Origin of the sequence: Haloferula rosea (assembly GCF_016595525.1) — a bacterium.
In the GTDB taxonomy this organism is placed as follows: Bacteria; Verrucomicrobiota; Verrucomicrobiia; order Verrucomicrobiales; family Akkermansiaceae; genus Haloferula; species Haloferula rosea.
Window position 1 is genome coordinate 164,859 of record NZ_JAENII010000003.1, and the last position, 20,780, is coordinate 185,638.

Below are 20,780 nucleotides of genomic sequence, written 5' to 3' on the forward strand. Positions count from 1 at the left end.
CGGAAGCCACTCACGACTTCCTGCGGCGCTTCTTCTTCACCGCGAGCGGAATCCTCAGGTCGAGCACGGTTCCCTCGCCACTCGCCGTCTCCACATCCATCGTCGCCTCCAGCGCCGCGACCCGTTGGCGCAGCGCCCGCAGCGTCGACTTGCGCGCCATCCGCTTCTCGTCGATGCCACAGCCGTTGTCCGCGATGACGAGGTGAAAACTCTCCTCGTCCTGATCGACCCGCACCGTCACCTCGGTGGCCGACGCATGCCGCAGGATGTTGTGCAGCGCTTCCCGGAAAAACAGGAAGAGATGGCGGTTCTGTTCATCCGAGAGTTCCCCCTGCCAGGCTTCTTCATTGGCCGTGAACTCCCACTTCATCGGCTCGAGCATGATCGAACTCGTCTCCCGAAGGTGCTCCACCGTCCCGATCCGGTGATCTCCCCCGGGGCGCAGCAACCACACGATGTCGCGCACCGCACTGACCGTTTCAGCCGCGATCCGCTGGATCCGCTTCAGTTCCTCCGAGGGCCCCGAACGCCCCTCCGCCAGGTCGGCGAACATCTGAATGCTGCCCAGGTTGCTGCCCACCTCATCGTGCAGATCCCCCGCGATGCGCTCGCGCACCTTGCCGAGCTCGCGCCTCTCACGCACCCGGTATCTCAAGGGAAGGGCGATCAGGACGAAAGCACCCGCCGCCCCGAGCAGGGCAACTACGGTAAACCCCATACGACGCCAGCCGTAGATGATGTCCCGCACTTCCTGCTCGAGTTCATGGCGCTTCGTTTCCAACTCCAGCCGCCGGTCCAGCAGCTTCAGCCACTCCCTCCGCGACACCAGTTTTCCTTCCGGTCCGAAGCCGTCACACAAACTCACCGCGCTCCAGTAACGCGAACCGGGAGCCACCACATTGCCCATCCCGTCGGGTGACCTGACCGCCGCCCCGAGCGCGACGTTCCCGGCCCCGTCAAGGACCTGGATCTCGCTCAGCGCAAAGAACGCCGGGTAGCTCTCGAACTCCTTCCACAATTCGGTCGCCTCGATCCGCACGAACCGCCCCCGCGTCCGCTCGAGCGGCAGATAGAATGGATTGTGTCCCGGATTCCCCAGCTTCCCGGATTCGAGCACGATCCGCCCCGTCGCCTCACGCCCTCCTCGCTGATCAGACACCGAAATACGCAGCTGCTTGGGGAAACCAAACCCGCTCGGAAGATCCGCCGTCGGACGTTTCGCCGGGAACAACTTCAACCCGTCGAACTCACGGGACTCGCCGAGATCGAGCTCCAACCAGGCCGCGTCCAGCGCGCGGGCCCGGCCATTGGAGATCCAGCCCACGTTCCGATGCTCGCCATCCACCACTTCCGGCAGCCCCAGCGGCGTCTGACCATCCAGCAGGAACTCATTCCTCCAGTGCCACGGAGACGCCGGCGACATGCTCCCCGCCACCTTTACAGTCGCGCGCCGCGCCACATTCTCCTCCCCATCGAACACCATCGCTTCGGCCCAGGCATGGACGTAGCTGTCGGAAACATCCGAATCCAAAGCGAGCCGGCCCGCCACGATCCTCATGCCCCAAGCCACCACCGGCTCCGCCAACTCATAGACGAAAGGATGTCCCGCCCTGACCGGGTCCGACCACAAGCCATGCTCGTTGGCGACCACCTTCACCACCGCACCCTTCTCATCAAGCAACTCGAGCTTGAACGCATCAGGCATGCCGAACTGCGGGTCCAATCCATCCACTTCATACCGCCTCGCCGGCACCAGCGCGACCATCCCGACCCGCGCTTCCTTTTCGAAAACCAGTGACACCGCATGGTCCCCGGCCTTCTTCGGCACCGCTTGGGGATGGAGGCTGGCAAACCCGCCGGTTCCACCCTGGTCATCCGCCGGCAGGCCGGGCAGGCCCGGCAGTTCTTCCTCGACCCTGCCGAGCTCAGCCTCGGCCTCAGCCAGACGCCCCGAAAGCGTCCGAGCCAACCGCTCGTCCCAACCGCCCTCCTCCGCCAACGCGGGAAGCACCACCCCAACAAGGACGAACGGGATGCTCAATCGTGGGAACCTCATGTGGCCCGGAGACTAACGCACTCGTTTCCGGAAGGTCAGTCGAATTCATCGACACCCCCGCCACCCGGCTCACCGAGGTCGGCTTGACAGCTGGATCACGCTGCTTCCATGAGTGCCCCAAAAGTCCTTCTCATTGGTCTCCATCCCTCAAGCGTCGACTACACCAAATGGCCCGAGTTGAGCCCGGAGAAACTGAATAATGCCTTCGAGCAAGCCCGTGCTGAACTGGAAGCCGCCGGCTTCGAAGGAGTATGGTGTCTGACCGACACCGGTGAATCCGCCGGGCAACAGGTCTCAACGCACCTCGAGAGCTTCCAACCGCAGATCGTCATGATTGGTGCCGGAGTGCGAACCGACCCGGACCTTCTGCCATTGTTCGAGAAGATCCTCAACATCATCCACCTCAAGGCACCCCACTCGAAGATTGCGTTCAATACCTCTCCCTACGACACGGTCGAAGCCATCCAGCGATGGATCTAGGGGGACGACGGAGCCCCCATTGCCATCATGGGGGCTCAGGCTCTCGAACACTGACATGGACTACTCAGTCCCCCGCGCCCGATCGTAGGCCGCGATGATCCGTCCCACCACGGGATGGCGCACCACGTCCTCACCTTGGAATCGCACGAATCCGATCCCGGCAATCCCTTCCAAGGCGCGTTCGGCCTCCGCCAGACCGGACGAAATCCCCCGCTTGAGATCGACCTGCGAAGCATCGCCCGTCACCACCATCCGCGAGTCCTCGCCCAGCCGCGTCAGCGCCATGAACATCTGCTCACGCGTCGTATTCTGAGCCTCGTCAAGGATCACGAAAGAGCGAGCCAGCGTCCGCCCACGCATGAATGCCAGCGGTGCAATCTCAATCGTCCCGTCCTCCAGATATCGCTCCCCCTCCTCCATGCCGATCATGTCGTGGATGGCGTCGTAAAGAGGCCGCAAGTACGGCGCGACCTTCTCACGCATATCCCCGGGCAGAAAGCCGAGCGCCTCGCCCGCCTCCACCGCCGGACGGGTCAGGACCACCCGGTGGATGAGCTTCTGCTTGAGCATGGTCAGCCCCATCGCCATCGCCAGGTAGGTCTTGCCCGTTCCCGCCGGCCCGAGACCGAAACACACATCGTTCGCTTCGATCGTCCGCAAATACTCGAGCTGCCTCGGCGTCTTGGGCACGACCGGGCGTCGCCCCCGACGCCCCAGCAAACGCACTCCATTCAGCTGGCTGACCCCCGTCTCGCCGCCCTTCGCTCCCACTTCCACCGCCAAGCGGAAGTCCCGCGACGAAATCTCCGCCCCGCTGCGCTTCGCTTGCTCCAGATCCGCGAAAACCCGCTCGGCCGCCCGCACTCCAGCCTCCGGCCCCACCACCAGCAGCCAGCCGTCCCGCGTCACCGTCCGAACCTCAAGTCGTTCTTCCAGAAACTTCAATTCCTCCGCATCATTCGCGAACAACGAATGCAGGAACGGAGCCGTCTCAAACTCCAGTTTCACCTCGATCTCGTCTGCACTCATCGCGCTTCCCTAACCAAGGCCCCGCCACTCCTCAACCGCAAAGCTCCATGGCCGACACCCACCGCCTCGATTTCACCCGCCTGACCCCGTCTGAAATGCAGCATCAGGCCCGGACATTCTCCACCCACCTGCGCCGCCGACGCAGCGTCCGCGACTTCTCGGAGGACCCGATCCCCGATGGAATCATCGAGGATTGCCTGCTCGCCGCCGGAAGCGCCCCGAACGGAGCGAACCTGCAGCCATGGCACTTCGCTGTCATCACCCGGCCCGACACCAAACGCGCCATCCGCGTGGCCGCCGAGGCGGAAGAACGCGAATTCTACGGCGGGCGGGCTCCCCAGGACTGGCTCGACACCCTCGCCCCTCTCGGGACCGATGCCTCCAAGCCCTTCCTCGAACACGCCCCCGCCCTGATCGCCATCTTCCAGCAATCCCAGACGCTCGATGCCGAAGGCCGGGAGACGAAAACCTACTACCCGAAAGAATCCGTCGGCATCGCCACCGGCTTCCTCATCGCCGCCCTGCACCAAGCGGGACTCACGACGCTCACCCACACCCCGAGCCCGATGCGGTTCCTGAATGAAATCCTCCACCGGCCCGCGTCCGAAAAACCATTCCTGCTCCTTGTCGTCGGCTACCCGGCCGACGACTGCCACGTCCCCGTGATCACCAAGAAGCCGCTCGACGAAATCGCGAGCTGGCATTGAGCAGGGAGCGGTCGGCGACATCAATCTTCTCCCATGTCCTGCCGGTGCCGTTTGATCGCCTCACGAAGAAATTCACGCTCTTTATCCCACTCACCTCCATACCATTCGCCCCCGAGTTCATCTTCGGTTCGAATGTACCACTCAAGAGCCTCGACATGCCGTTTTTGACCTTGCTGGACATAGCATGAAAATCCGAGGAGGATCACGGCAAAGAACCCGACAACTGCCATCATCCTGGAGCTTCCCGGCTTACCGCGGACCATCTGATAGGTCGCCATCAGGCAGAATACGGCCAGGAGCACACTGAGAACGAGGAAGATGCCAGCCAGCGACCATGGGAAATCACCTGCAGGCTCGTAAAAAACCAGGGAGATGATGCTGGATCGCCCTCCAGAGAAGCCGGGAACGCCATAGATCCAGGCAGCCACCATCTGCATCCAGGTGAACCACCACAAACATCCCGCATTCACCGCAGTCACCATCAGCTCCGCCCACGGCGAAGGCCGATAAGGCGGAGGAAGCGACACACGTGAAATGAGATTCATGCCATGATTCTGGTCCATTCCCGTTCAGACACTAGATTTTCACTTGCCAAAAAACGATTTCAGTTTTTTCAAAACACGCACCTGCCACGGTGCCGCTATGGCCGATGGCAAACCCACAGCGACACACCATGATTGAAGTCGAAAACCTAACCAAGAAGTTCGGCAGCAAGACTGCCGTCGATGACCTGAGCTTCTCCGTCAAAAAGGGCGAAGTGCTCGGATTTCTGGGACCGAACGGCGCCGGCAAGTCCACCACCATGCGCATGGTCACCGGGTTCATTCCTCCGACGAGTGGCAGCATCCGCGTCTGCGGCGTCTCGGTCGTGCAGGACCCCATGGGAGCCAAGCGCCACATCGGCTACCTTCCGGAATCCGCACCGCTCTACAATGACATGACCGTCATCGGCTTCCTCAACTTCGGGGCCGAGATCCGCGGTCTCTCCGGCAGCGCGAAAAAGGACTCCGTCGAGAAGGCCATCGAGACCTGCTTCCTGCAGAGCGTGGCGAATCAATCCATCGACACCCTTTCCAAGGGCTACCGCCACCGGACCTGCCTCGCCCAGTCACTTCTCCACGACCCCGACGTGCTCATTCTTGATGAACCGACCGACGGCCTCGACCCGAACCAGAAGCACGAGGTCCGCCAACTCATCCGCCGCCTCGGCGAGGACAAGGCCATCCTCTTCTCCACCCACATCCTCGAGGAAGTCGAAGCCGCCTGCACCCGCGCCGTCATCGTCGACCGCGGCAAGATCGTCGTCGACGGCACCCCGGCCGAATTGATCGCGAAATCCGGCACCGGCTCACTGACCGACCTCTTCCGTCAGGTCACCACCCTGGACACCGCCTCATCGGCAACCAGCGAGGACGCTGCCTGATCCATTCCCACCGAACCAACCCACTTCACGGAAACCACCATGAAAGACGTCTGGACCATCTTCAAACGCGAGCTTTCGAGCTTCTTCAGCCAGCCCATCGCCTACGCCATCATTGTCATCTACCTGCTGCTCTCGATGGTATTCACCTTCACCCTCGGGAACTTCATCGAGACCGGCGATGCCTCGCTGACCTACTCCTTCTTCCTCTATCAGCCGTTCGTGCTGATGGTGCTCGTGCCCGCCGTCGGCATGCGCCTCTGGTCGGAGGAACTCCGCAGCGGCACCATCGAGCTGATCGGCACCTACCCCATCTCCCTGTGGTCCGTGATCCAGGGGAAATTCAAGGCTGCCGCCACCGTCTGGCTCATCGCCATCCTCCTCACCTTCCCCATCTGGATCACGGTGAACTGGCTCGGCGAACCCGACAACCTCGCCATCATCTCCGGCTACATCGGCACCTACCTGCTGGCCTGCACCTTTCTTGCCATCACGCTGCTCGTGTCCGCCTTCACACGCGATCAGGTCGTCTGCCTGATCGTTGCCTCGGCGATCTGCATCGGCCTGGTCTTCGCCAGCTTCGAGCCCTTCGTCCGCCAGTATTCGAAAACCTTGCCCGGAGGCATCAAGGACGCCATCACCGCACTCGGCGTGTGGGACCACTACCTGTCACTCGCCCGCGGCTCATTCCGCCTGCAGGACTTCGTGTGGTTCATCTCATTCATCGTCGCCTCACTCCTCGGCACCAGCGCCATTCTGTCCGCCAAGCGTGCCTGACCCCGCATTTCCAACCCAAACTCCACCTACAACATCATGAGCCAGGAAGGAAAATCCATCCACCCCGTGGGCCGCGCGATCCTCGCGATCGCCGCCCTGCTTATCATCGTCATCTCGGGCAACGTGCTGGTTGCCAAACTCGGCATCGGCCACAAGACGCTCGACCTGACCGAGGACAAGATCCACTCGCTCTCCGACGGAACCAAGAGCATCCTCGACGAGCTCGCCGCACCCGTCGTCGTTCGCTACTACGCCACCCGTAGCACGAACTACCTCCCCGAGGAGATGAAGCTCCACATGCGCCGGGTCGATGACCTGCTCGCGGAATACGAGAGCCTGTCCGACGGCAAGCTGCAGATCGAAAACCTCGATCCTGAGCCCGACACCGACGCCGAAGACGCCGCCAACCTCGACGGCATCAGCGGCCAGTCCATCAATCAGGAGAACCTGTATTTCGGCCTCGCCATCTCGTGCCTCGACCGGACCAGCACCATCCCCTTCCTCGATCCCAATGACGAGACCATGCTCGAGTATGAGATCTCCCGCCGGATCGCGGAAGTCAGCGCCGCGCGCAAGCCGCTGATCGGTGTGATGTCCGCGCTGGACCTCGGCGGTGGCCCCGCTGCCATGCCCGGAACCCGGCCGACCCAGCCATGGGTGATCTACAACCAACTCCAGCAGTCCTACGAGGTCGAAGACCTGACCATGACCCCCGCAGAGATCGACCCGGAAAAATACTCCATGGTCCTGCTCATCCACCCCGCCGGCATCACTCCGGAGGCCGAGTTCGCGCTGGATCAGTACATCCTGCAGGGCGGCACCGTGATGGCCTGCATCGACCCCTTCTCCGTCGCCGCACAGATGACCGGAGGCGGCAACCCGATGATGGGTCAGCCCGGCCTGCCCACATCCTCCGATCTCCCCAAACTGATGGAGGCATGGGGCGTCGAGATGGCAACCAACCAGGTGGTCGGTGATGGTCGCTACCAGACCAACATGCAGGGAGGCCGTCCCGGTCTCGCCGTGCTTACCGTGCCCCAGGAGGGCATGCCCCAGGAAGACAGCATCGTCACCCGTGACCTCAGCAGCGTCACCCTCTTCCTTCCGGGTGGCATGATCAAGAAGGGCGGCTCCGGCGTGGAAATGGACAGCCTCATCACCTCGTCTCCGGAATCCGGCCTGGTCGACAACATGCCGGCCTCCCGCCTCGATCCCTCGCTGATCACCACCTTCCGTCCCGACGGCAAGACCTACGACCTCGCCCTTCACCTCCACGGCACCTTCAAGACCGCCTTCCCTGATGGCGATCCCGCGGCAGCAACCGAAGAAGAAGCCGAAGAGGAACAAGGTGACGAAGCACCTGTCGCGACCGGAGGAGACGAATCCGAAAACGTCGGGGAAGAGACCACCAAGGAGGAACCCGCCGCCGCCGAATCGCTCAAGGAGGGCACCAAACCGGGCAACGTTTTCCTCATCGCCGATGTCGACGCCTTTTACGACAACTTCGCCTATCAGGTACAACGCCTCGGCAACATGCAGTTGGCCCAACCGATCAACGGCAACTCCTCGCTGTTCTTCAACCTCATCGACCAAGCCGCATCCTCGACCCACCTGATCGGCTCACGCAGTCGTGCGGCCACCAGCCGTCCGTTCACCGTGTTCCGTGAGATGGAGGCCGATGCCAACCAGCGGGTCGGCGCCAAGATCGTCGAGTTCGAGGAAAAGGCGCAGGAAGCCCAGCAGCGCATCAACGAGCTGCAGTCGCAGAAGAGCCAGGGCGACCAACTCTACCTCACTCCTGAGCAGGAGGAGGAACTCCGCAAATTCCGTGCCGAGGAAGTCGATGCCCGCAAGCAGATCCGCGAGTTGCGCAAGGATCTGCGCCGGGACAAGGACGCCATTGCTGGAACCATCATCAAATACAACATCGCGGGAGTTCCCACGATCATCATCCTCATCGGCCTCGGGCTGTTCGCCGCCCGTCGCGCCCGCACCCGTGCACGCTAAACCCACCAACGACCCACGATCATGAACAAGAGACAAATCCTCGTCCTCTGGATCATCGCCGTCGTCCTCGTCGTCGCGCTGATCGCCGTGAACTCATCCAGCAAGGATGGCTTCGAAAGCGCCACCCAACGCGAACGCGGCGAAACCCTGCTCGAAGACTTCCCGGCCACCGATGTGACCCGCCTGACCATCAAGAGCGGCGAGCAAGCCGTCACGATGAACAAGGAAGCATCCGGCTGGGTGGTCGCCGAACGCGACAACTACCCGGCGAACACCAAAAACATCAACGACCTGCTGCGCACCGTCGCCGAAGTGAAGGTGACGCAAGGCATCGAGGCGGATCCGGAATTCGCCCCACGCTTCGGCATGGACCCGAAGGCCGAGGATGATGCCGAAAAAGGCACGGCACTCGTGATGAAGGGAACGGACGGCAAGGTATTGGCCGAACTGACCTTCGGGCGGAACCTGGAAAGCGGTTCGTCAAGCAGCCCGTTCGGCGGCGGGTCGACCGGACGCTTTGTCCGCAACGAGGCGGACGACTCGGGCGTCTATGTCACCAGCGAGTTGTTCCCCACCCTCGATCCCGACATCACCCGCTGGCTCGATGACTCATTCCTCAAGGTCGAGAAGATCCAGTCCGTAGCCGTCAGCAAGCCGGGTCAGGAAAACGAGATCCAATGGAAGCTCACACGGCCGGATGAAGCTTCCGACTTCGAGCTTGAAGGCAAGAAACCCGAGGAAAACCTCGATACTTCCGCCATCAATCCGATCAAGAACCTGTTCTCCTACGCCCGCTTCGAAGACGTCGTGCCCGCGTCAGAAGCGGAGGACGCCTGGGACAAGGACAAGCGCCAGACCGCGGTGATCGAAACCGTGGAAGGCTTCACCTACAACGTCACCTTCGGACCTCGCAAGAAGGCCGATGAAGACGCCGCGGACGATGCCTACCTGCTGCGGGTCACCACCACCTCCGAGATTCCCACAGAGCGGAAAAAGGAAGACGGCGAATCCGAAGAGGATGCCAAGGAGAAGGACGAGGCATTCACCGAGCGCAAACAGCAGCTTGAAGAGAAACTCGCTGAGACCAAGAAGTTGGAGGGAATCACCTACCAAGTGACCAAGTTTACGGTCGATCCCCTGCTGAAAGACCGCACCGGCCTGATCAAGTCCGCTCCTCCCGCCCAGGCCCAACCCCAGGCCGGAGCTGGCAACACCGCTCCCCCGATGCTGCAGCGCCCTCCGTCCCAGCCTGCGAAACCGACGCCACCGAAACGCCGGACTCAGGCGGTGACCCCTCCAATCGCCATTCCGCCCATGCCTCCGAAGGAAGAAGAGGAAAAGCCTGAGGAAGGCACCAAGGCGCAGCCCGACAACGAGGGCGAGCCGAGCGAAGAATAAGCGCTTCCCACCCTCCACTCCCTCAGAAGCCCGCTGGCAACAGCGGGCTTCTTTTTTGTCCTGATTTCTCATGAAAACGGAAATAAAATGAAACCTCGTGCCCATTCAGACGTAGATTCCGCCATCATGAAACGCTCATCCATGCTTGCGGCAATGCTTGCTGCAACCGCCCTGACGGGCAGTGCCAACGCCATCGAACCCGCTGAGCTCGCAAAACGGCAATGCCGGTCGATCCACCTCGGCTACCCGGCACCCGCCTCGGAATGGGCCCTGATCGATGTGATCGCGGAGAAATCCGCACCCGGCACCTACTTTTGCGCGCTGGGCTTCAATCGCGGCTACTTCGGCATGCAGGAACTCGCCAGCGGCAAGAAGGTCGTGATCTTTTCCGTGTGGGACAAACACGACCCGAACAACAAGACTGACCGCCAGCAGGACACCGCCGAAGCCAACCGGGTCGGCGTCATCGAGGTCGGCGACGGCGTCCGGAAAGGCCGCTTCAGCGGCGAAGGAACGGGCAGCCAGAGCTTTTATGACTACGACTGGAAGATCGGTGAACCTGTTCGCTTCGCCGTCCACGCCAAACCCGAAGGCGAGTTCACCACCTACACGGGACAGTTCTACGATGCATCCCGTAAGCAGTGGCAGTTGATGGCATCCTTCCGAACCCACAGCGGAGCACCGCTCGCCGGACTCTACTCATTCGTCGAGGACTTCAGGAGAAACTACGAGTCCGCCAAGATCGCAAGGCGCGCGCGATTCGTGAATGGCTGGGCAATGGATACCAAGGGAGCATGGCACCCCCTGATCCAGGCCCGATTCACCGCCGACCCGACCCCGTCGAATGCCATCGACGCCGCTCCCGTGGAGGACGGGTTCTTTCTCCAGACTGGTGGCGACACCAAGAACGAGAAAACCAAACTGCGCGACATGATGAAGCGCCCGAAGCCCGCGGCCGACAAACCCGCGCTTTCCGATCTCAAGCTGTGATCCGCTCGTAAACCGCGAGCACCTTCCGGGTCATCGCATCCAGAGTCACTTCCCTGGCCACCAGCTCGAAGGAGGGCTTGAGCATCTCGCGCAGGCCCTCGAGGTCGCCGAGTGCCAGCTTCAGACCGCGCACCAGTTCATCGACCGAGTGGGTTTCCATCAGCGCCCCGTCCGGAAGGAACTCGGCGGCAAATCCCACCCTCGTGGAAATGCACGGCACATCCATGTGAAGTGCCTCGGCGAGCGTGTAGGGTCCACCCTCATTTCTCGACGCCACCACGAACAAGTCGGCGCATCCCATCAGGCCCACCGCATCATCGCGGTGCCCCGCCATCCACACCCGCTCGCCGAGCTCGTGCTCTTCAATCAAGCCTTCGAGCATCTTCCGCTGAAAGCCGTCCCCGACGAGCCACAGCTTGAAGCCGGGCACCTGCGCAACGGCCTGAAGCAGCAGGTCCATGCCTTTGGCCGGGACCAGACGTCCCACCGTGCAGAAGACGGGCTCCTGTCCACCGAGAAACGGAGGTTCCGTCGCCAACGCGGCCTCCTTGGTCCCTGCCGGAGGCGGCTCGATGGAGTTCCAGATCACCGTCGCGGGTAGTCCGCCGAGCGAATCCTTCACCTGCGCCGATGCCGTGATGATGGCATCGTAATCCCGGAACGGTTTCGCACTCCGCTTGATGTTCTGAACCGTGGCGACCCGCTTCATTTTCCCCAGCTTGTCACGCAGACTGCGAACCATCGCTCCCGCCTTGTTGGCATGGGCGTGGACGATCTGCGCCTGCGTGGAAACGATCCGCCGCTTGAGAGCCCCGAGGTTCCACGGGTTCAAGCGACCTCCGGACATCGGGTGCGCGACAAACCTCACGTCGGAGGAGAAGTGCTCCCGCATCGTCTCATCAGCCACCGCACTGACCTCGTGACCCAGTGATGCCTGGCGGTTGGCCAGCTCGATCACGTTCTTCTCCAGTCCACCCTTTTCCCCGACACTGGCTAGCACGTGACACACCCGGAACATGGCGCGGAGCTTCCCGCCCGACGCACCAAACATCAAACCTCAAATCACCGCCGATGCATCGGCGAACCACCGACCACCCTGCCCTGCATCCGGGGATTTTGGCCATTGATCTCCGCGCTTGGGGGTTTGAGGATGAAGGCCATGCGCATCGTTCATGCCGCCAATCTCCAACTCGACAAGGACGGGGCGCACCTGTGGAACCAGGATCAGAAGATCCATCACGGGTTGATCCGGCTCGGACACTTCGTCTACCCGTTCTCGATCAACGACCGCGCCCGCATGCTGTCGCCGACCGGCAGCAAGACCTTCGGCAAGGGCAAGGCGAACAAGGCTTTGCTCGAAACCTGCCGGAACGTCCACCCGGACCTGCTGATCCTCGGGCATGCCCAATACATCTCCGCCGAAACTTTGGGAGAAATCCGAGCCATCCTGCCCGACATCCGAATTGGCCTGTGGTATGTCGACCCGCTATGGGACGAAGAGCCGACCCAGCACCTTCGCGAGCGGACCTCATTGCTCGACGGCCTGTTCTGCTCGACCGGCGGCCCGCTGCTGGAGTCCTTCGCCACCCCGAATTGCCCGACCCATTTCATCCCGAGTGCCGTCGATGCCGGCATCGAATGCCACCGTGCATTCGAGACCCCCGAGGAAGAGATCGTTCACGACCTGCTCTTCTTCGGCCGCGACAAGGGCCAACCCGACCGGCGTGCGTTTCTCCAGGACCTCCGTGACCGCCTGCCCGACCTCCGGGTCGGCTACTACGGATGCCTCGACCAACCGCTCATCATGGGCTGGGAAAAGGAACAGATCATTCGCAAGTCCAAGATGGCGCTCAACCTCTCGCGCCGCAACGATGTCGAGCTCTACTCATCGTCACGCATCGCCGAGTTGATGGGCAACGGCATCCTCACCCTCACTCCCCAGGGTGCAGGACTTGAGAAGCTCTACGCTGAAGACGAAATCGTTTACTACAACACCATCGACGACCTTGTCGAACGAGTGCGCCACTTCGCCAGCGCCACCGACGAGCGGGTCGCCATCGCGCGCAAAGGCTGGGAGCGGAACCACCGTGACTACTCCGGCACCGAAGTCGCCAGAATCATCGTCGATGGCATCAGCAGAGCCGGCAATCCTGCCCGTTGAACAAGCCACCAATCCCGGTTCCCCAACCCACTCCGCATAACCCGCACCCCGTAAGGAGAGCGGGCAATCCTGCCCGCTGAACAACCAACCAACCCGGTTCCCCAACCCACTCCGCCGATCCCTCAGCCCCAACCCTCACTTCTGCGGGCGGGATCGCCCGCACTCCCTACACATTTTTGGCGCGCTCGCTTTCCCACAAAGTGAAGTCCCCGGCTTTCAACTTCAGTGGGTTTCGCCGGATGTATCGAACCGCGTTCATGAAGTGGCGCCCGTCTCGTACCAAAGTGTCCCGGTATCCTCGCTGCCAGATCCCCCCCTGACCGATCTTCCGGGCTGAGATTCCCTTCCACTTGCGCAACAGGTCTGCGATCGGAGCCATAGGCCGGAACAGTAGATGAACATGATTCGGCATAATGACCCATGCGTGATGCTCCACCATCACCCCTTCATCATACAGCAGGACAGCTTCCAACTGCTTCCGATACTCCTTGCTTCGAAGCAAACACGATCCGTAGCCAGCATCCAATCCGTCTTCCATCTCCCGAGTGAACCTCTCGTGATAGGCTTTCTCCGTGGCATCCTCCCATGGCTTCGGATGGTGACCCAGCCACACCTTCCTCTCCTGCGACCACTTCCTCAGTTTCGCTTCCGGCATCGAATCGCCAAGCCGGAATGTCACGAACTGCATGACCTCCCCCTGCTGCCAATGCGGCAGTCTCTTGCCATGCTTGCAAACCTCCTTCGAAGGATCGAAGAACTCACTCATACTCGAATGACACCCGCGCAACACCCCATCATCAAGCCCGTAAGGAGAGTGGGCAATCCTGCCCGCTGAACAACCAACCAACCCGGTTCCCCAACCCACTCCTCCGATTCCTCAGCCCCAACCCTCACTTCTGTGGGCCGGATCGCCCGCACCCTTTACCACCCCTTACGGCTCGGGATCTTCCGCGACTTCCTCGTCCTCCGGGGTCGCAGCGTCTTCAATTTTCTCCCCGACCCGTTTCAGCCACCGGCCAGTCGCATCACCTGCCTTGCGGAGGCCTTCCTCGGTCTTCTCCCCGGCGGTCTCAAGTGCCCCACCGGTTTTCTCCAGGGCGACTCCGACACCTTCCTTGGTCTTCTCACCTGCGACCTTCAGGCCATCGCCGGTTTTTTCGATCGCACCATCAAGGCGCTCTCCCGGTGTGGGAGAATCCTCTTCAGGTTCCTCGGCCTCCTCGCTCTCTCCCTCCACGGGAATCCCCGCAGCCGGGGGTGGAGTCGCAGGCGCCGCCTCAGCAGCGGGCTCCACCACGATTTCAGCCTTGGGCGGCTCTTCCTTGTCACAGGAAACAATCAACCCACACGCTCCGATCGCCAATATCCACGATGCTTTCATCACCGATGCACTAACTTGGAATCCGATGGATGCCTAGAAAATCCGATCAGTAGACGTCGCGCTGGTAGCGCTTGTCCTTCTTGAGTTGCTTGACGAATTCAACCGCCTCTTCCGCACTCATGCCACCGTGCTTCTCAGCAACCGCATGCAGAGCGTCGTCGACGTCCTTGGCCATCCGCGATGCGTCACCGCACACGTAGAAGGCAGCGCCTTCCTGCAACCAATTCCAGAGCTCGGCGCCATGCTCCACCATCAGGTGCTGAACGTAGACCTTGTCCTTCTGATCACGGGACCAGGCCAAGTCGAGACGCTGGAGTGTGCCATCCGCGACGAAGCCTTCGAGTTCCTCCTGGTAGAGGAAGTCGGTCGCTTGGTGGGGATTGCCGAACAACAGCCAGTTCTTGCCTGCGGCCTCGGAGATCTTGCGTTCTTCAAGGAAGGCGCGGAAGGGAGCGATGCCCGTTCCCGGCCCCACCATGATGAGCGGCGTGTCCCCACTCTCAGGCAGACGGAATGCCTTGTTGCTGTGCACGAACACGCCTGGCGTGAGCCCTTCGGAACGATCCGAAAGGAAGGTCGAGCAAATGCCACCCCGCTTGCGCCCATGAGACTCGTAGCGAACGATGCCCACGCAGAGATGAACCTCACCCGGATGGGCATTCGGGCTGGAAGCAATCGAATACAGGCGTGGCTGCAGTTTCTTGAGCACGCCCACGAAATCCTCACCGTCCGAAAAGTCGGCTGGGTGATCACAGACGAGGTCGATCAGATCACGCCCCCAGCAGAAGTCGGCGTAGGCGGCCTTGTCATCGGCTTCCACCAGCGACCGGAGGTATGGCGAGCCACTGCGCTCCTGCCATTTCTGGATCAGAGGCTTGTTGATCGTCCCGATATCGTAGTGGGAAATCAGCGCTTCGCGGAGGTCACCCTCACGCCCATCCGGAAGCGGCACCTCGGTATTCGTGTTGAAAGGAAGGTTGGCGAGAATCTCGTCGACCACGGCCGGGTCGTTTTCGGGCACCAGGCCGAGTGCATCACCCACTTCGTAGGTTAGCTCGGATCCTTCCAGGGAGAGTTCGATATGGTGGGTCTCCTTCTCGCCGCCGGTGTTCAGGTTGTAGTTGTTGAGGATCGTCGACGGGAAAGGCCGGGTCTTCGAATATCCATCTTCTTCCTGATCGAGCGCGGTCGGGTCCTGCACCACTTCGAACTCGGGTGCCAGCACACTGACCACCGCCTCCGACCACTCCTTGAACGGCTGATCGAAGTCGACATCGCTGTCGACGCGATCTGAGATCCGGGTGGCTCCCAAGGCGAGCAAACGTTCGTCGAAATCGATCCCGCACTTGCAGAAGTCCGGGTAGCTGGTGTCACCCAGCGAAAGCACCGAATAAGACACCCCCTCAAGCTTCGGCGCTTCATCGGAAAGGATCCACTCGTAAAGATCCGCGGCATTATCGGGTGGCTCACCGTCACCATAGGTCGACGTGATGATGAGCAGGTTCTTCTCCTCCGGCAGACGCGAGCGATCATAGGCGCCCATATCGTGCATCTCCGGTTCGAAATTCCCCTTCTTGAGACGCTTCACCAATTTCTTGGCCAAGCCTTCCGCATTTCCGGTCTGGGAACCCCAAAGCACCGTGACGGGAACCGCCGGGCCGGTGGGAGCTGCAGGAATCGAAACACCAGCCAGAGTCTTGGTCAGGAAATCTTCCAGCCAAGCACGCTGCTCAGTGGTGAATGGGGCGTCTTCTGGGAGTCGAATCATTTTGGATGAGTAGAATAATCGCGGAAACTTTCCCGCCCTCTGCGGGCGGCGGAACATGGGACGCAATTTAGGTCCAATCAAGCCCGTTTCATGCCAGCCTGAGGCATGGATCGTGGTTCTTTTTCAGGCTATGACCCGGACTCATGCCAATCGTGCTCGGACAGCATGGTCAGGAATCGAGGGAGAATCTTTCGGTAGAGGGAATTTTTGCCGCCGCGGGACAGCTGTTCGCCGACCAATCCGAGGGAATCGTCGGAATTCACCGGCCCGTGGGTCTCCACCTTGTGCCCCGGCGCATCGAGCCTGCGGCTCAGACGATCGGATCCCGCCTCGCGGTGCACTTCGACCTTCAGGCCCTCGCCTTCGAGACTGAGATTGCCCAGCGGGGCCGATGACTCGCTGGCGCGAAGCGAAGCCACCACGGCGACGCCCTCCCGCGATTCGAATGAGAAGCCCTCGGTCTCGTCCGTGCGGCGCGCATCGGCCAGACTGAGCTCCATGCCCGGGCGCCAACGCGCCTGCACCGAGAGCCAGGCCAGCAACTGGAGCGCTGCCATCCGATGCTTCGGGTGGTGAACGATCTCCACCTTGGAAATCGAACTCAGACCTGCGGAAGCCACTGGATCGTCGAACAAGGCCGCCACGGAAACGCGGAACTGGTAACTCCGGGTCCACGACAGATCCTGAATGATCAATTCATCCGATTGAGCGGCCGCTTCATGCACCCGCGCAAAGGACGACACCGGATCCGCCCACTCGGAACTGTCGAGAATGAACCGGTCCACCAGGCTGTAGAGGCGCTCGGTGAAGATCGGGCTCAATTCCCCCTGCCACCAGAAGGTCAGCGGCAGGTCCGAGTTGAGGTGGGCGAAAACCGTATTCCGCAGGCGTCCGGTAGCCCGCCCCTTGAGCGCAAACGCCAGCTGCTCACAGCATACCGCCTTCTGCCCGTTGAGCAGGTGACAGTGCGCCGTGATCCAAGCTTCGATCGACGCTTCGGGAGCCTCGCGGTTGATGCCGATCAGGAGCGCGCGGCAAGCATGCTCACGCGTCAGTTCACGAATCGCCTGCGAATTCTCCACCAGCGCACCACGGCGCTCGGTGTAGATCGCCAGATTGATCAGCGAGGCATTCGTGCGTGCATCATCCTCCGCCCACAGACGGCGGAGTTCGCGATCGATCTCGCCCACCGGCACCTTCCGGCCCAGCTCGGGATGATATTCAAATTCTTCACTCATGGTGGCAGCGAGGGTCACAGTCGGCGCCATGCATGGCCGTCTTCGCGCAACAGGTCATCCGCTTCCTTCGGACCCCAGGTCCCGGCGACGAACTCGGCCATCACAGGCGGTTCTTCGCTCTCGTGCCAGGCGTGCTCGATATGATCGATGAACTTCCAGGCTTCCTCCACTTCGTCACGGCGCGCAAACAAGGTGGCATCACCCGCCATCGCATCAAGCAGCAGACGTTCGTAGGCTTCAGGGCTCCCCTTGCCGAAGCTGGTGGCATAGCGGAAGTCCATCTTCACCGGCTCGAGCCTCATGCTCGTGCCGGGGATCTTCGAGACCGTCCGCAGCGAAATACCCTCGTCCGGCTGGATGCGGATCACCAGCACGTTCGACTCGGCCGCACTCGATCCCTGGGTGTTGAATAGCACGCTCGGCGGCGACTTGAAATGCACCGAAATCTCGGTCGCCTTCTTCGGCAGGCGCTTGCCCATCCGGATGTAGAACGGCACGCCGCTCCAGCGCCAGGTATCGACCATCAGACGGAGCGCCACGTAGGCCTCCGTCATGCTCTCGGGATCCACGCGGTCCTCTTCACGATAGCCGGGGACCGACTCACCATCGACGTAGCCAGCCTGATACTGACCGCGCACGACATTCTTTGCCACCTTCTCCGGCGTGTCCCACTGACGGAGCGAACGAATGACCTTCACCTTCTCGTCACGCACGCCATCCGCACTGAGATCGGTTGGAGGCTCCATTGCGACCAGACTCATCAACTGCAGCAGGTGGTTCTGCACCATGTCGCGCAGGGCTCCCGCCGTGTCGTAGTAGCCCCCACGTCCGCCTTCCATGCCAAGGTTCTCCGCACAGGTGATCTGAATTTGGTCGATGTAGCGGTTGTTCCAAAGCGGCTCGAAGATCGAGTTGGCGAAACGCAGCACCATGAGATTCTGCGCCGTCTCCTTGCCGAGGTAGTGGTCGATACGGAAGGTATCGCGTTCCTCGAAGGTCCGGCTGACCACCTCATTGAGGTGCCGTGCCGTCGCCAGATCGGTCCCGAATGGCTTCTCAACAATCACGCGTGCCCAGCACCCGTCGCTCGCCTTGTTCAAGCCCGCCGCCTTCAGGTTCTCAAGAATGTCGTCGAAAAAATCGGGAGCACTCGCGATGTAGAACAAGCGGTTGCCCTTGCCACCACATTCGCGGTCGATCTCGTCCAAGCGCTCGGAAAGCCGCTGGTAGCCATCCGCATCCGTGAACTCACTGCGGTGATAGGTGATGCTCTGCACGAAGTTGCCCCAGAGTTCATCGTCGTGACCGGAACGCGAAACCTTGCGGTTCAGCTCTTCCAATCCAGCTCGGAACTCATCGTCAGCTTTGTCACGACGTGCAAAGCCCACGATCTTGACGCCGTGGGGAAGTTCGCCGTCAACGGCGAGATTGTAGAGGGCCGGAACCAGCTTGCGGTGGGTCAGATCACCGGTGGCACCGAAGATCACGACGGTGCAGGGCTGAGGACGGCTACGGGAGACGAGGTCTTCTCGGAAAGGATTACTCATGCGCGGGCCCGGGGTTTCGCTCATCTTCCCCGCTTGGGAAAGTCAAATGGAGGCGAAATCTCGTCACCCGAACGATGAACAGGTTTCACGGCGCGGATTCCACCCTCATGAGCACGGCATTTCAAAGCACCACAGAGCATCAAAACCCCTGCCATTTCCCGCATGGATCATGCCTCGAACCGGATGCCATCGGTGGACGGCCGGTCGGGGTCCGGTCCCTCAAGATGATCCAGCAATCGATCATATCTCGTCCACGCGTCGATCGCGCGTGGTCGATCGCAGAAGCTCACCTCGTGCTGTCCGAGGTGGATACCTCTGGATTTCATGGCCCTCCAAGGGCGCAGACAACCGGTGGATTCGAGGTCACCACCAGACGGAAGCCCCAGACCTAGAGGTCGTGACCGACGGCGTCAAGGAAGCGCCAGACAATCCGGGCACGGCACTCAAACGCAAAAAGCGCCCGGAGTTTCCTCCGGACGCTTCTTGGAAATCGAGATGATCGAAGCCGATCAGCGCGAGTAGAGCTCAACGATGAGCTGCTCGTTGACGATCGGATCGATGTCGCTGCGCTCAGGAACACGCTCGACGGTGCCTTCCATGGACTCACGGTCCACTGTCAGCCAATCCACAAGTGGCACCGACTGGGTCAGGTCCATCATGCGAAGAGCAAGTTGCTGCGAGGAGGCCTTGCCACCGATCTTGATCTTGTCGCCAGGCTTCACTTGGTAGCTTGGGATATCGACGCGTTGACCGTTCACCAGCACGTGGCCGTGATTGACGATCTGGCGGGCAGCAGCACGGCTGTTGCCGAATCCAAGACGGAAGCAAACGTTGTCGAGACGGGTCTCAAGCAGTTGAAGAAGGATCTCACCGGTCACACCACGACGGCTTGCAGCCTCTTCGTAGTAGGAGCGGAATTGCTTCTCGAGCACTCCATACATGAAACGGAGTTTCTGCTTCTCACCAAGAGCGATCGAGTAATCACTCTTCTTCTTGCGACCGGCACGCAGACCGTGCTGGCCTGGTGGGAACGGGCGACGCTCAAGCGTCTTTGCGGTGGAGCCAAAGAGAGCAACGCCAAAACGGCGGCTGAGCTTTGCGCGGGGTCCGGTATAACGAGCCATGATTCTAAAAAGTGATCGGTTGGATTAAACGCGGCGCGCCTTCTTCGGACGGCAGCCGTTGTGAGGGATGGCGGTCACGTCCTTGATCCCGGTGACGTCGACTCCGAGGCCTTGGACGGCACGAACCGCGGACTCACGACCCGAACCCGGGCCCTTGACGCGGACTTCAGCCTCCTTGAGACCGTGGCCCATGGCCTGACGACATGCGTCCTGCGACACCACCTGAGCGGCGTAAGCCGTGCTCTTGCGGGATCCGCGGAAGCCCATCTTGCCGGCGCTCGACCACCCGATGGCATTGCCACTCGGGTCGGTCACGCTGACGATGGTGTTGTTGAAGGTCGCGGTCACGTGGACAATGCCCTTGGTGACGTTCTTCGACTTCTTCGCCTTGTGAATCTTGATCTGAGTCTCGTCGGCACCGGCGAGCTCAGCGAAAATGTCGCGCTTCTCCTCTTTCTTCGGAGCACCGCCTTCGGCAGCACCTTCCTCAGCCTTGGGAGCTTCAGCACCTTCAGCCTTCGGAGCTTCGGCACCTTCGCCTTCGGCAGCGGCAGGAGCTTCAGCAGTTGCGGGAGCCTCAGCGGCAGGAGCAGCCTCTTCAGCAGCAGGAGTTGCTGCGACTGCTTCTTCCGGAGCTTCTGCAGCCGGAGTTTCGTTCTTGGTTTCTTCGTCAGCCATCTTGGATGATTGTTAGTGG

General features: G+C 61.3%; 19 protein-coding genes and 1 pseudogene. 8 read left to right on the plus strand and 12 right to left on the minus strand.

Translation table 11 applies throughout. The annotated features are described in order from the left end of the window. Positions 1 to 10: 10 nt before the first annotated feature. Positions 11 to 2,056, minus strand: coding sequence for a histidine kinase (locus tag JIN81_RS05110; RefSeq protein WP_200277285.1), 2,046 nt, complete (start codon positions 2,054 to 2,056; stop codon positions 11 to 13). A 108-nt stretch (positions 2,057 to 2,164) separates the two neighbouring features. On the opposite strand from JIN81_RS05110, the gene JIN81_RS05115 reads away from it, so the two are divergent. Then, complete coding sequence (locus JIN81_RS05115) at positions 2,165 to 2,536, plus strand: hypothetical protein (protein WP_200277287.1); 372 nt, start codon at positions 2,165 to 2,167, stop codon at positions 2,534 to 2,536. A gap of 60 nt (positions 2,537 to 2,596) precedes the next feature. Here JIN81_RS05115 and JIN81_RS05120 read toward each other — a convergent pair whose 3' ends face one another. Further along, positions 2,597 to 3,565 (minus strand): PhoH family protein, encoded by a 969-nt coding sequence (locus JIN81_RS05120; protein ID WP_200277289.1) that lies wholly within the window; start codon positions 3,563 to 3,565, stop codon positions 2,597 to 2,599. Between the two features lie 47 nt (positions 3,566 to 3,612). Here JIN81_RS05120 and JIN81_RS05125 point away from each other — a divergent pair, with 47 nt between their 5' ends. After that, a complete protein-coding gene (locus JIN81_RS05125) occupies positions 3,613 to 4,272 on the plus strand; it encodes a nitroreductase family protein (protein ID WP_200277291.1) in 660 nt (219 codons plus the stop codon). A gap of 20 nt (positions 4,273 to 4,292) precedes the next feature. Here the strand turns inward: JIN81_RS05125 and JIN81_RS05130 are convergent, their stop codons facing one another. Beyond that, the gene (locus JIN81_RS05130; protein ID WP_200277293.1) at positions 4,293 to 4,817 is read right to left on the minus strand and encodes a hypothetical protein; all 525 of its coding nucleotides are present in this window, start codon (positions 4,815 to 4,817) and stop codon (positions 4,293 to 4,295) included. A 128-nt stretch (positions 4,818 to 4,945) separates the two neighbouring features. On the opposite strand from JIN81_RS05130, the pseudogene JIN81_RS05135 reads away from it, so the two are divergent. The 5 genes and pseudogenes from JIN81_RS05135 to JIN81_RS05155 form a co-directional block, all read left to right on the plus strand. Further along, a pseudogene (locus JIN81_RS05135) lies at positions 4,946 to 5,611 on the plus strand (ABC transporter ATP-binding protein); the annotation flags it as partial. A 123-nt stretch (positions 5,612 to 5,734) separates the two neighbouring features. Continuing rightward, on the plus strand, positions 5,735 to 6,469 hold the full coding sequence (locus tag JIN81_RS05140) for an ABC transporter permease (RefSeq protein WP_200277302.1): 735 nt from the start codon (positions 5,735 to 5,737) through the stop codon (positions 6,467 to 6,469). A 36-nt stretch (positions 6,470 to 6,505) separates the two neighbouring features. After that, on the plus strand, positions 6,506 to 8,476 hold the full coding sequence (locus JIN81_RS05145) for a GldG family protein (protein WP_200277303.1): 1,971 nt from the start codon (positions 6,506 to 6,508) through the stop codon (positions 8,474 to 8,476). 21 nt (positions 8,477 to 8,497) lie between these two features. After that, positions 8,498 to 9,874 carry a DUF4340 domain-containing protein gene (locus JIN81_RS05150; protein WP_200277304.1) on the plus strand — a complete coding sequence of 459 codons (1,377 nt, stop codon included), beginning with the start codon at positions 8,498 to 8,500 and terminating at the stop codon, positions 9,872 to 9,874. A gap of 126 nt (positions 9,875 to 10,000) precedes the next feature. Continuing rightward, positions 10,001 to 10,864 carry a DUF3472 domain-containing protein gene (locus JIN81_RS05155; RefSeq protein ID WP_200277305.1) on the plus strand — a complete coding sequence of 288 codons (864 nt, stop codon included), beginning with the start codon at positions 10,001 to 10,003 and terminating at the stop codon, positions 10,862 to 10,864. On the opposite strand, the gene JIN81_RS05160 is transcribed toward JIN81_RS05155, so the two are convergent. Then, positions 10,854 to 11,882: a glycosyltransferase gene (locus JIN81_RS05160; RefSeq protein ID WP_200277306.1), complete on the minus strand. Its 1,029-nt coding sequence runs from the start codon at positions 11,880 to 11,882 to the stop codon at positions 10,854 to 10,856. The genes JIN81_RS05155 and JIN81_RS05160 overlap by 11 nt on opposite strands. A 141-nt stretch (positions 11,883 to 12,023) precedes the next feature. On the opposite strand from JIN81_RS05160, the gene JIN81_RS05165 reads away from it, so the two are divergent. After that, the gene (locus tag JIN81_RS05165; RefSeq protein ID WP_200277307.1) at positions 12,024 to 13,025 is read left to right on the plus strand and encodes a glycosyltransferase family protein; all 1,002 of its coding nucleotides are present in this window, start codon (positions 12,024 to 12,026) and stop codon (positions 13,023 to 13,025) included. A 166-nt stretch (positions 13,026 to 13,191) separates the two neighbouring features. On the opposite strand, the gene JIN81_RS05170 is transcribed toward JIN81_RS05165, so the two are convergent. The 8 genes from JIN81_RS05170 to rpsK all read right to left on the minus strand — a co-directional run bounded on the left by JIN81_RS05170 (position 13,192) and on the right by rpsK (position 20,761). Then, the gene (locus tag JIN81_RS05170; protein ID WP_200277309.1) at positions 13,192 to 13,791 is read right to left on the minus strand and encodes a transposase; all 600 of its coding nucleotides are present in this window, start codon (positions 13,789 to 13,791) and stop codon (positions 13,192 to 13,194) included. Between the two features lie 165 nt (positions 13,792 to 13,956). Continuing rightward, the gene (locus JIN81_RS05175) at positions 13,957 to 14,406 is read right to left on the minus strand and encodes a hypothetical protein (protein ID WP_200277310.1); all 450 of its coding nucleotides are present in this window, start codon (positions 14,404 to 14,406) and stop codon (positions 13,957 to 13,959) included. 46 nt (positions 14,407 to 14,452) lie between these two features. Continuing rightward, entirely contained in the window at positions 14,453 to 16,174 is a 1,722-nt protein-coding gene (locus JIN81_RS05180; protein ID WP_200277311.1) for a diflavin oxidoreductase, read from the minus strand. Between the two features lie 128 nt (positions 16,175 to 16,302). Continuing rightward, on the minus strand, positions 16,303 to 17,412 hold the full coding sequence (locus JIN81_RS05185; protein WP_200277312.1) for a glucose-6-phosphate dehydrogenase assembly protein OpcA: 1,110 nt from the start codon (positions 17,410 to 17,412) through the stop codon (positions 16,303 to 16,305). A 14-nt stretch (positions 17,413 to 17,426) separates the two neighbouring features. Further along, a complete protein-coding gene (zwf, locus tag JIN81_RS05190; RefSeq protein ID WP_200277313.1) occupies positions 17,427 to 18,959 on the minus strand; it encodes a glucose-6-phosphate dehydrogenase in 1,533 nt (510 codons plus the stop codon). A gap of 167 nt (positions 18,960 to 19,126) precedes the next feature. Then, positions 19,127 to 19,285 (minus strand): hypothetical protein, encoded by a 159-nt coding sequence (locus JIN81_RS05195; protein ID WP_200277314.1) that lies wholly within the window; start codon positions 19,283 to 19,285, stop codon positions 19,127 to 19,129. A gap of 183 nt (positions 19,286 to 19,468) precedes the next feature. After that, the gene (rpsD, locus tag JIN81_RS05200) at positions 19,469 to 20,083 is read right to left on the minus strand and encodes a 30S ribosomal protein S4 (RefSeq protein ID WP_200277320.1); all 615 of its coding nucleotides are present in this window, start codon (positions 20,081 to 20,083) and stop codon (positions 19,469 to 19,471) included. Between the two features lie 24 nt (positions 20,084 to 20,107). Beyond that, entirely contained in the window at positions 20,108 to 20,761 is a 654-nt protein-coding gene (gene rpsK, locus JIN81_RS19555; RefSeq protein ID WP_343217931.1) for a 30S ribosomal protein S11, read from the minus strand. Positions 20,762 to 20,780: the final 19 nt, after the last annotated feature.

Excerpts from the sequence above, each read along its gene's own strand:
- JIN81_RS05125 (WP_200277291.1), top strand. The coding sequence starts at position 3,613 with ATGGCCGACACCCACCGCCTCGATTTCACCCGCCTGACCCCGTCTGAA.
- JIN81_RS05175 (WP_200277310.1), bottom strand. The coding sequence starts at position 14,406 with ATGAAAGCATCGTGGATATTGGCGATCGGAGCGTGTGGGTTGATTGTT.
- JIN81_RS05170 (WP_200277309.1), bottom strand. The coding sequence starts at position 13,791 with ATGAGTGAGTTCTTCGATCCTTCGAAGGAGGTTTGCAAGCATGGCAAG.
- JIN81_RS05150 (WP_200277304.1), top strand. The coding sequence starts at position 8,498 with ATGAACAAGAGACAAATCCTCGTCCTCTGGATCATCGCCGTCGTCCTC.
- JIN81_RS05165 (WP_200277307.1), top strand. The coding sequence starts at position 12,024 with ATGCGCATCGTTCATGCCGCCAATCTCCAACTCGACAAGGACGGGGCG.
- rpsK (WP_343217931.1), bottom strand. The coding sequence starts at position 20,761 with ATGGCTGACGAAGAAACCAAGAACGAAACTCCGGCTGCAGAAGCTCCG.
- JIN81_RS05115 (WP_200277287.1), top strand. The coding sequence starts at position 2,165 with ATGAGTGCCCCAAAAGTCCTTCTCATTGGTCTCCATCCCTCAAGCGTC.
- JIN81_RS05130 (WP_200277293.1), bottom strand. The coding sequence starts at position 4,817 with ATGAATCTCATTTCACGTGTGTCGCTTCCTCCGCCTTATCGGCCTTCG.
- JIN81_RS05155 (WP_200277305.1), top strand. The coding sequence starts at position 10,001 with ATGAAACGCTCATCCATGCTTGCGGCAATGCTTGCTGCAACCGCCCTG.
- JIN81_RS05180 (WP_200277311.1), bottom strand. The coding sequence starts at position 16,174 with ATGATTCGACTCCCAGAAGACGCCCCATTCACCACTGAGCAGCGTGCT.
- JIN81_RS05195 (WP_200277314.1), bottom strand. The coding sequence starts at position 19,285 with ATGAAATCCAGAGGTATCCACCTCGGACAGCACGAGGTGAGCTTCTGC.
- JIN81_RS05185 (WP_200277312.1), bottom strand. The coding sequence starts at position 17,412 with ATGAGTGAAGAATTTGAATATCATCCCGAGCTGGGCCGGAAGGTGCCG.
- JIN81_RS05140 (WP_200277302.1), top strand. The coding sequence starts at position 5,735 with ATGAAAGACGTCTGGACCATCTTCAAACGCGAGCTTTCGAGCTTCTTC.
- JIN81_RS05120 (WP_200277289.1), bottom strand. The coding sequence starts at position 3,565 with ATGAGTGCAGACGAGATCGAGGTGAAACTGGAGTTTGAGACGGCTCCG.
- JIN81_RS05145 (WP_200277303.1), top strand. The coding sequence starts at position 6,506 with ATGAGCCAGGAAGGAAAATCCATCCACCCCGTGGGCCGCGCGATCCTC.
- zwf (WP_200277313.1), bottom strand. The coding sequence starts at position 18,959 with ATGAGTAATCCTTTCCGAGAAGACCTCGTCTCCCGTAGCCGTCCTCAG.
- JIN81_RS05110 (WP_200277285.1), bottom strand. The coding sequence starts at position 2,056 with ATGAGGTTCCCACGATTGAGCATCCCGTTCGTCCTTGTTGGGGTGGTG.
- JIN81_RS05160 (WP_200277306.1), bottom strand. The coding sequence starts at position 11,882 with ATGTTCCGGGTGTGTCACGTGCTAGCCAGTGTCGGGGAAAAGGGTGGA.
- rpsD (WP_200277320.1), bottom strand. The coding sequence starts at position 20,083 with ATGGCTCGTTATACCGGACCCCGCGCAAAGCTCAGCCGCCGTTTTGGC.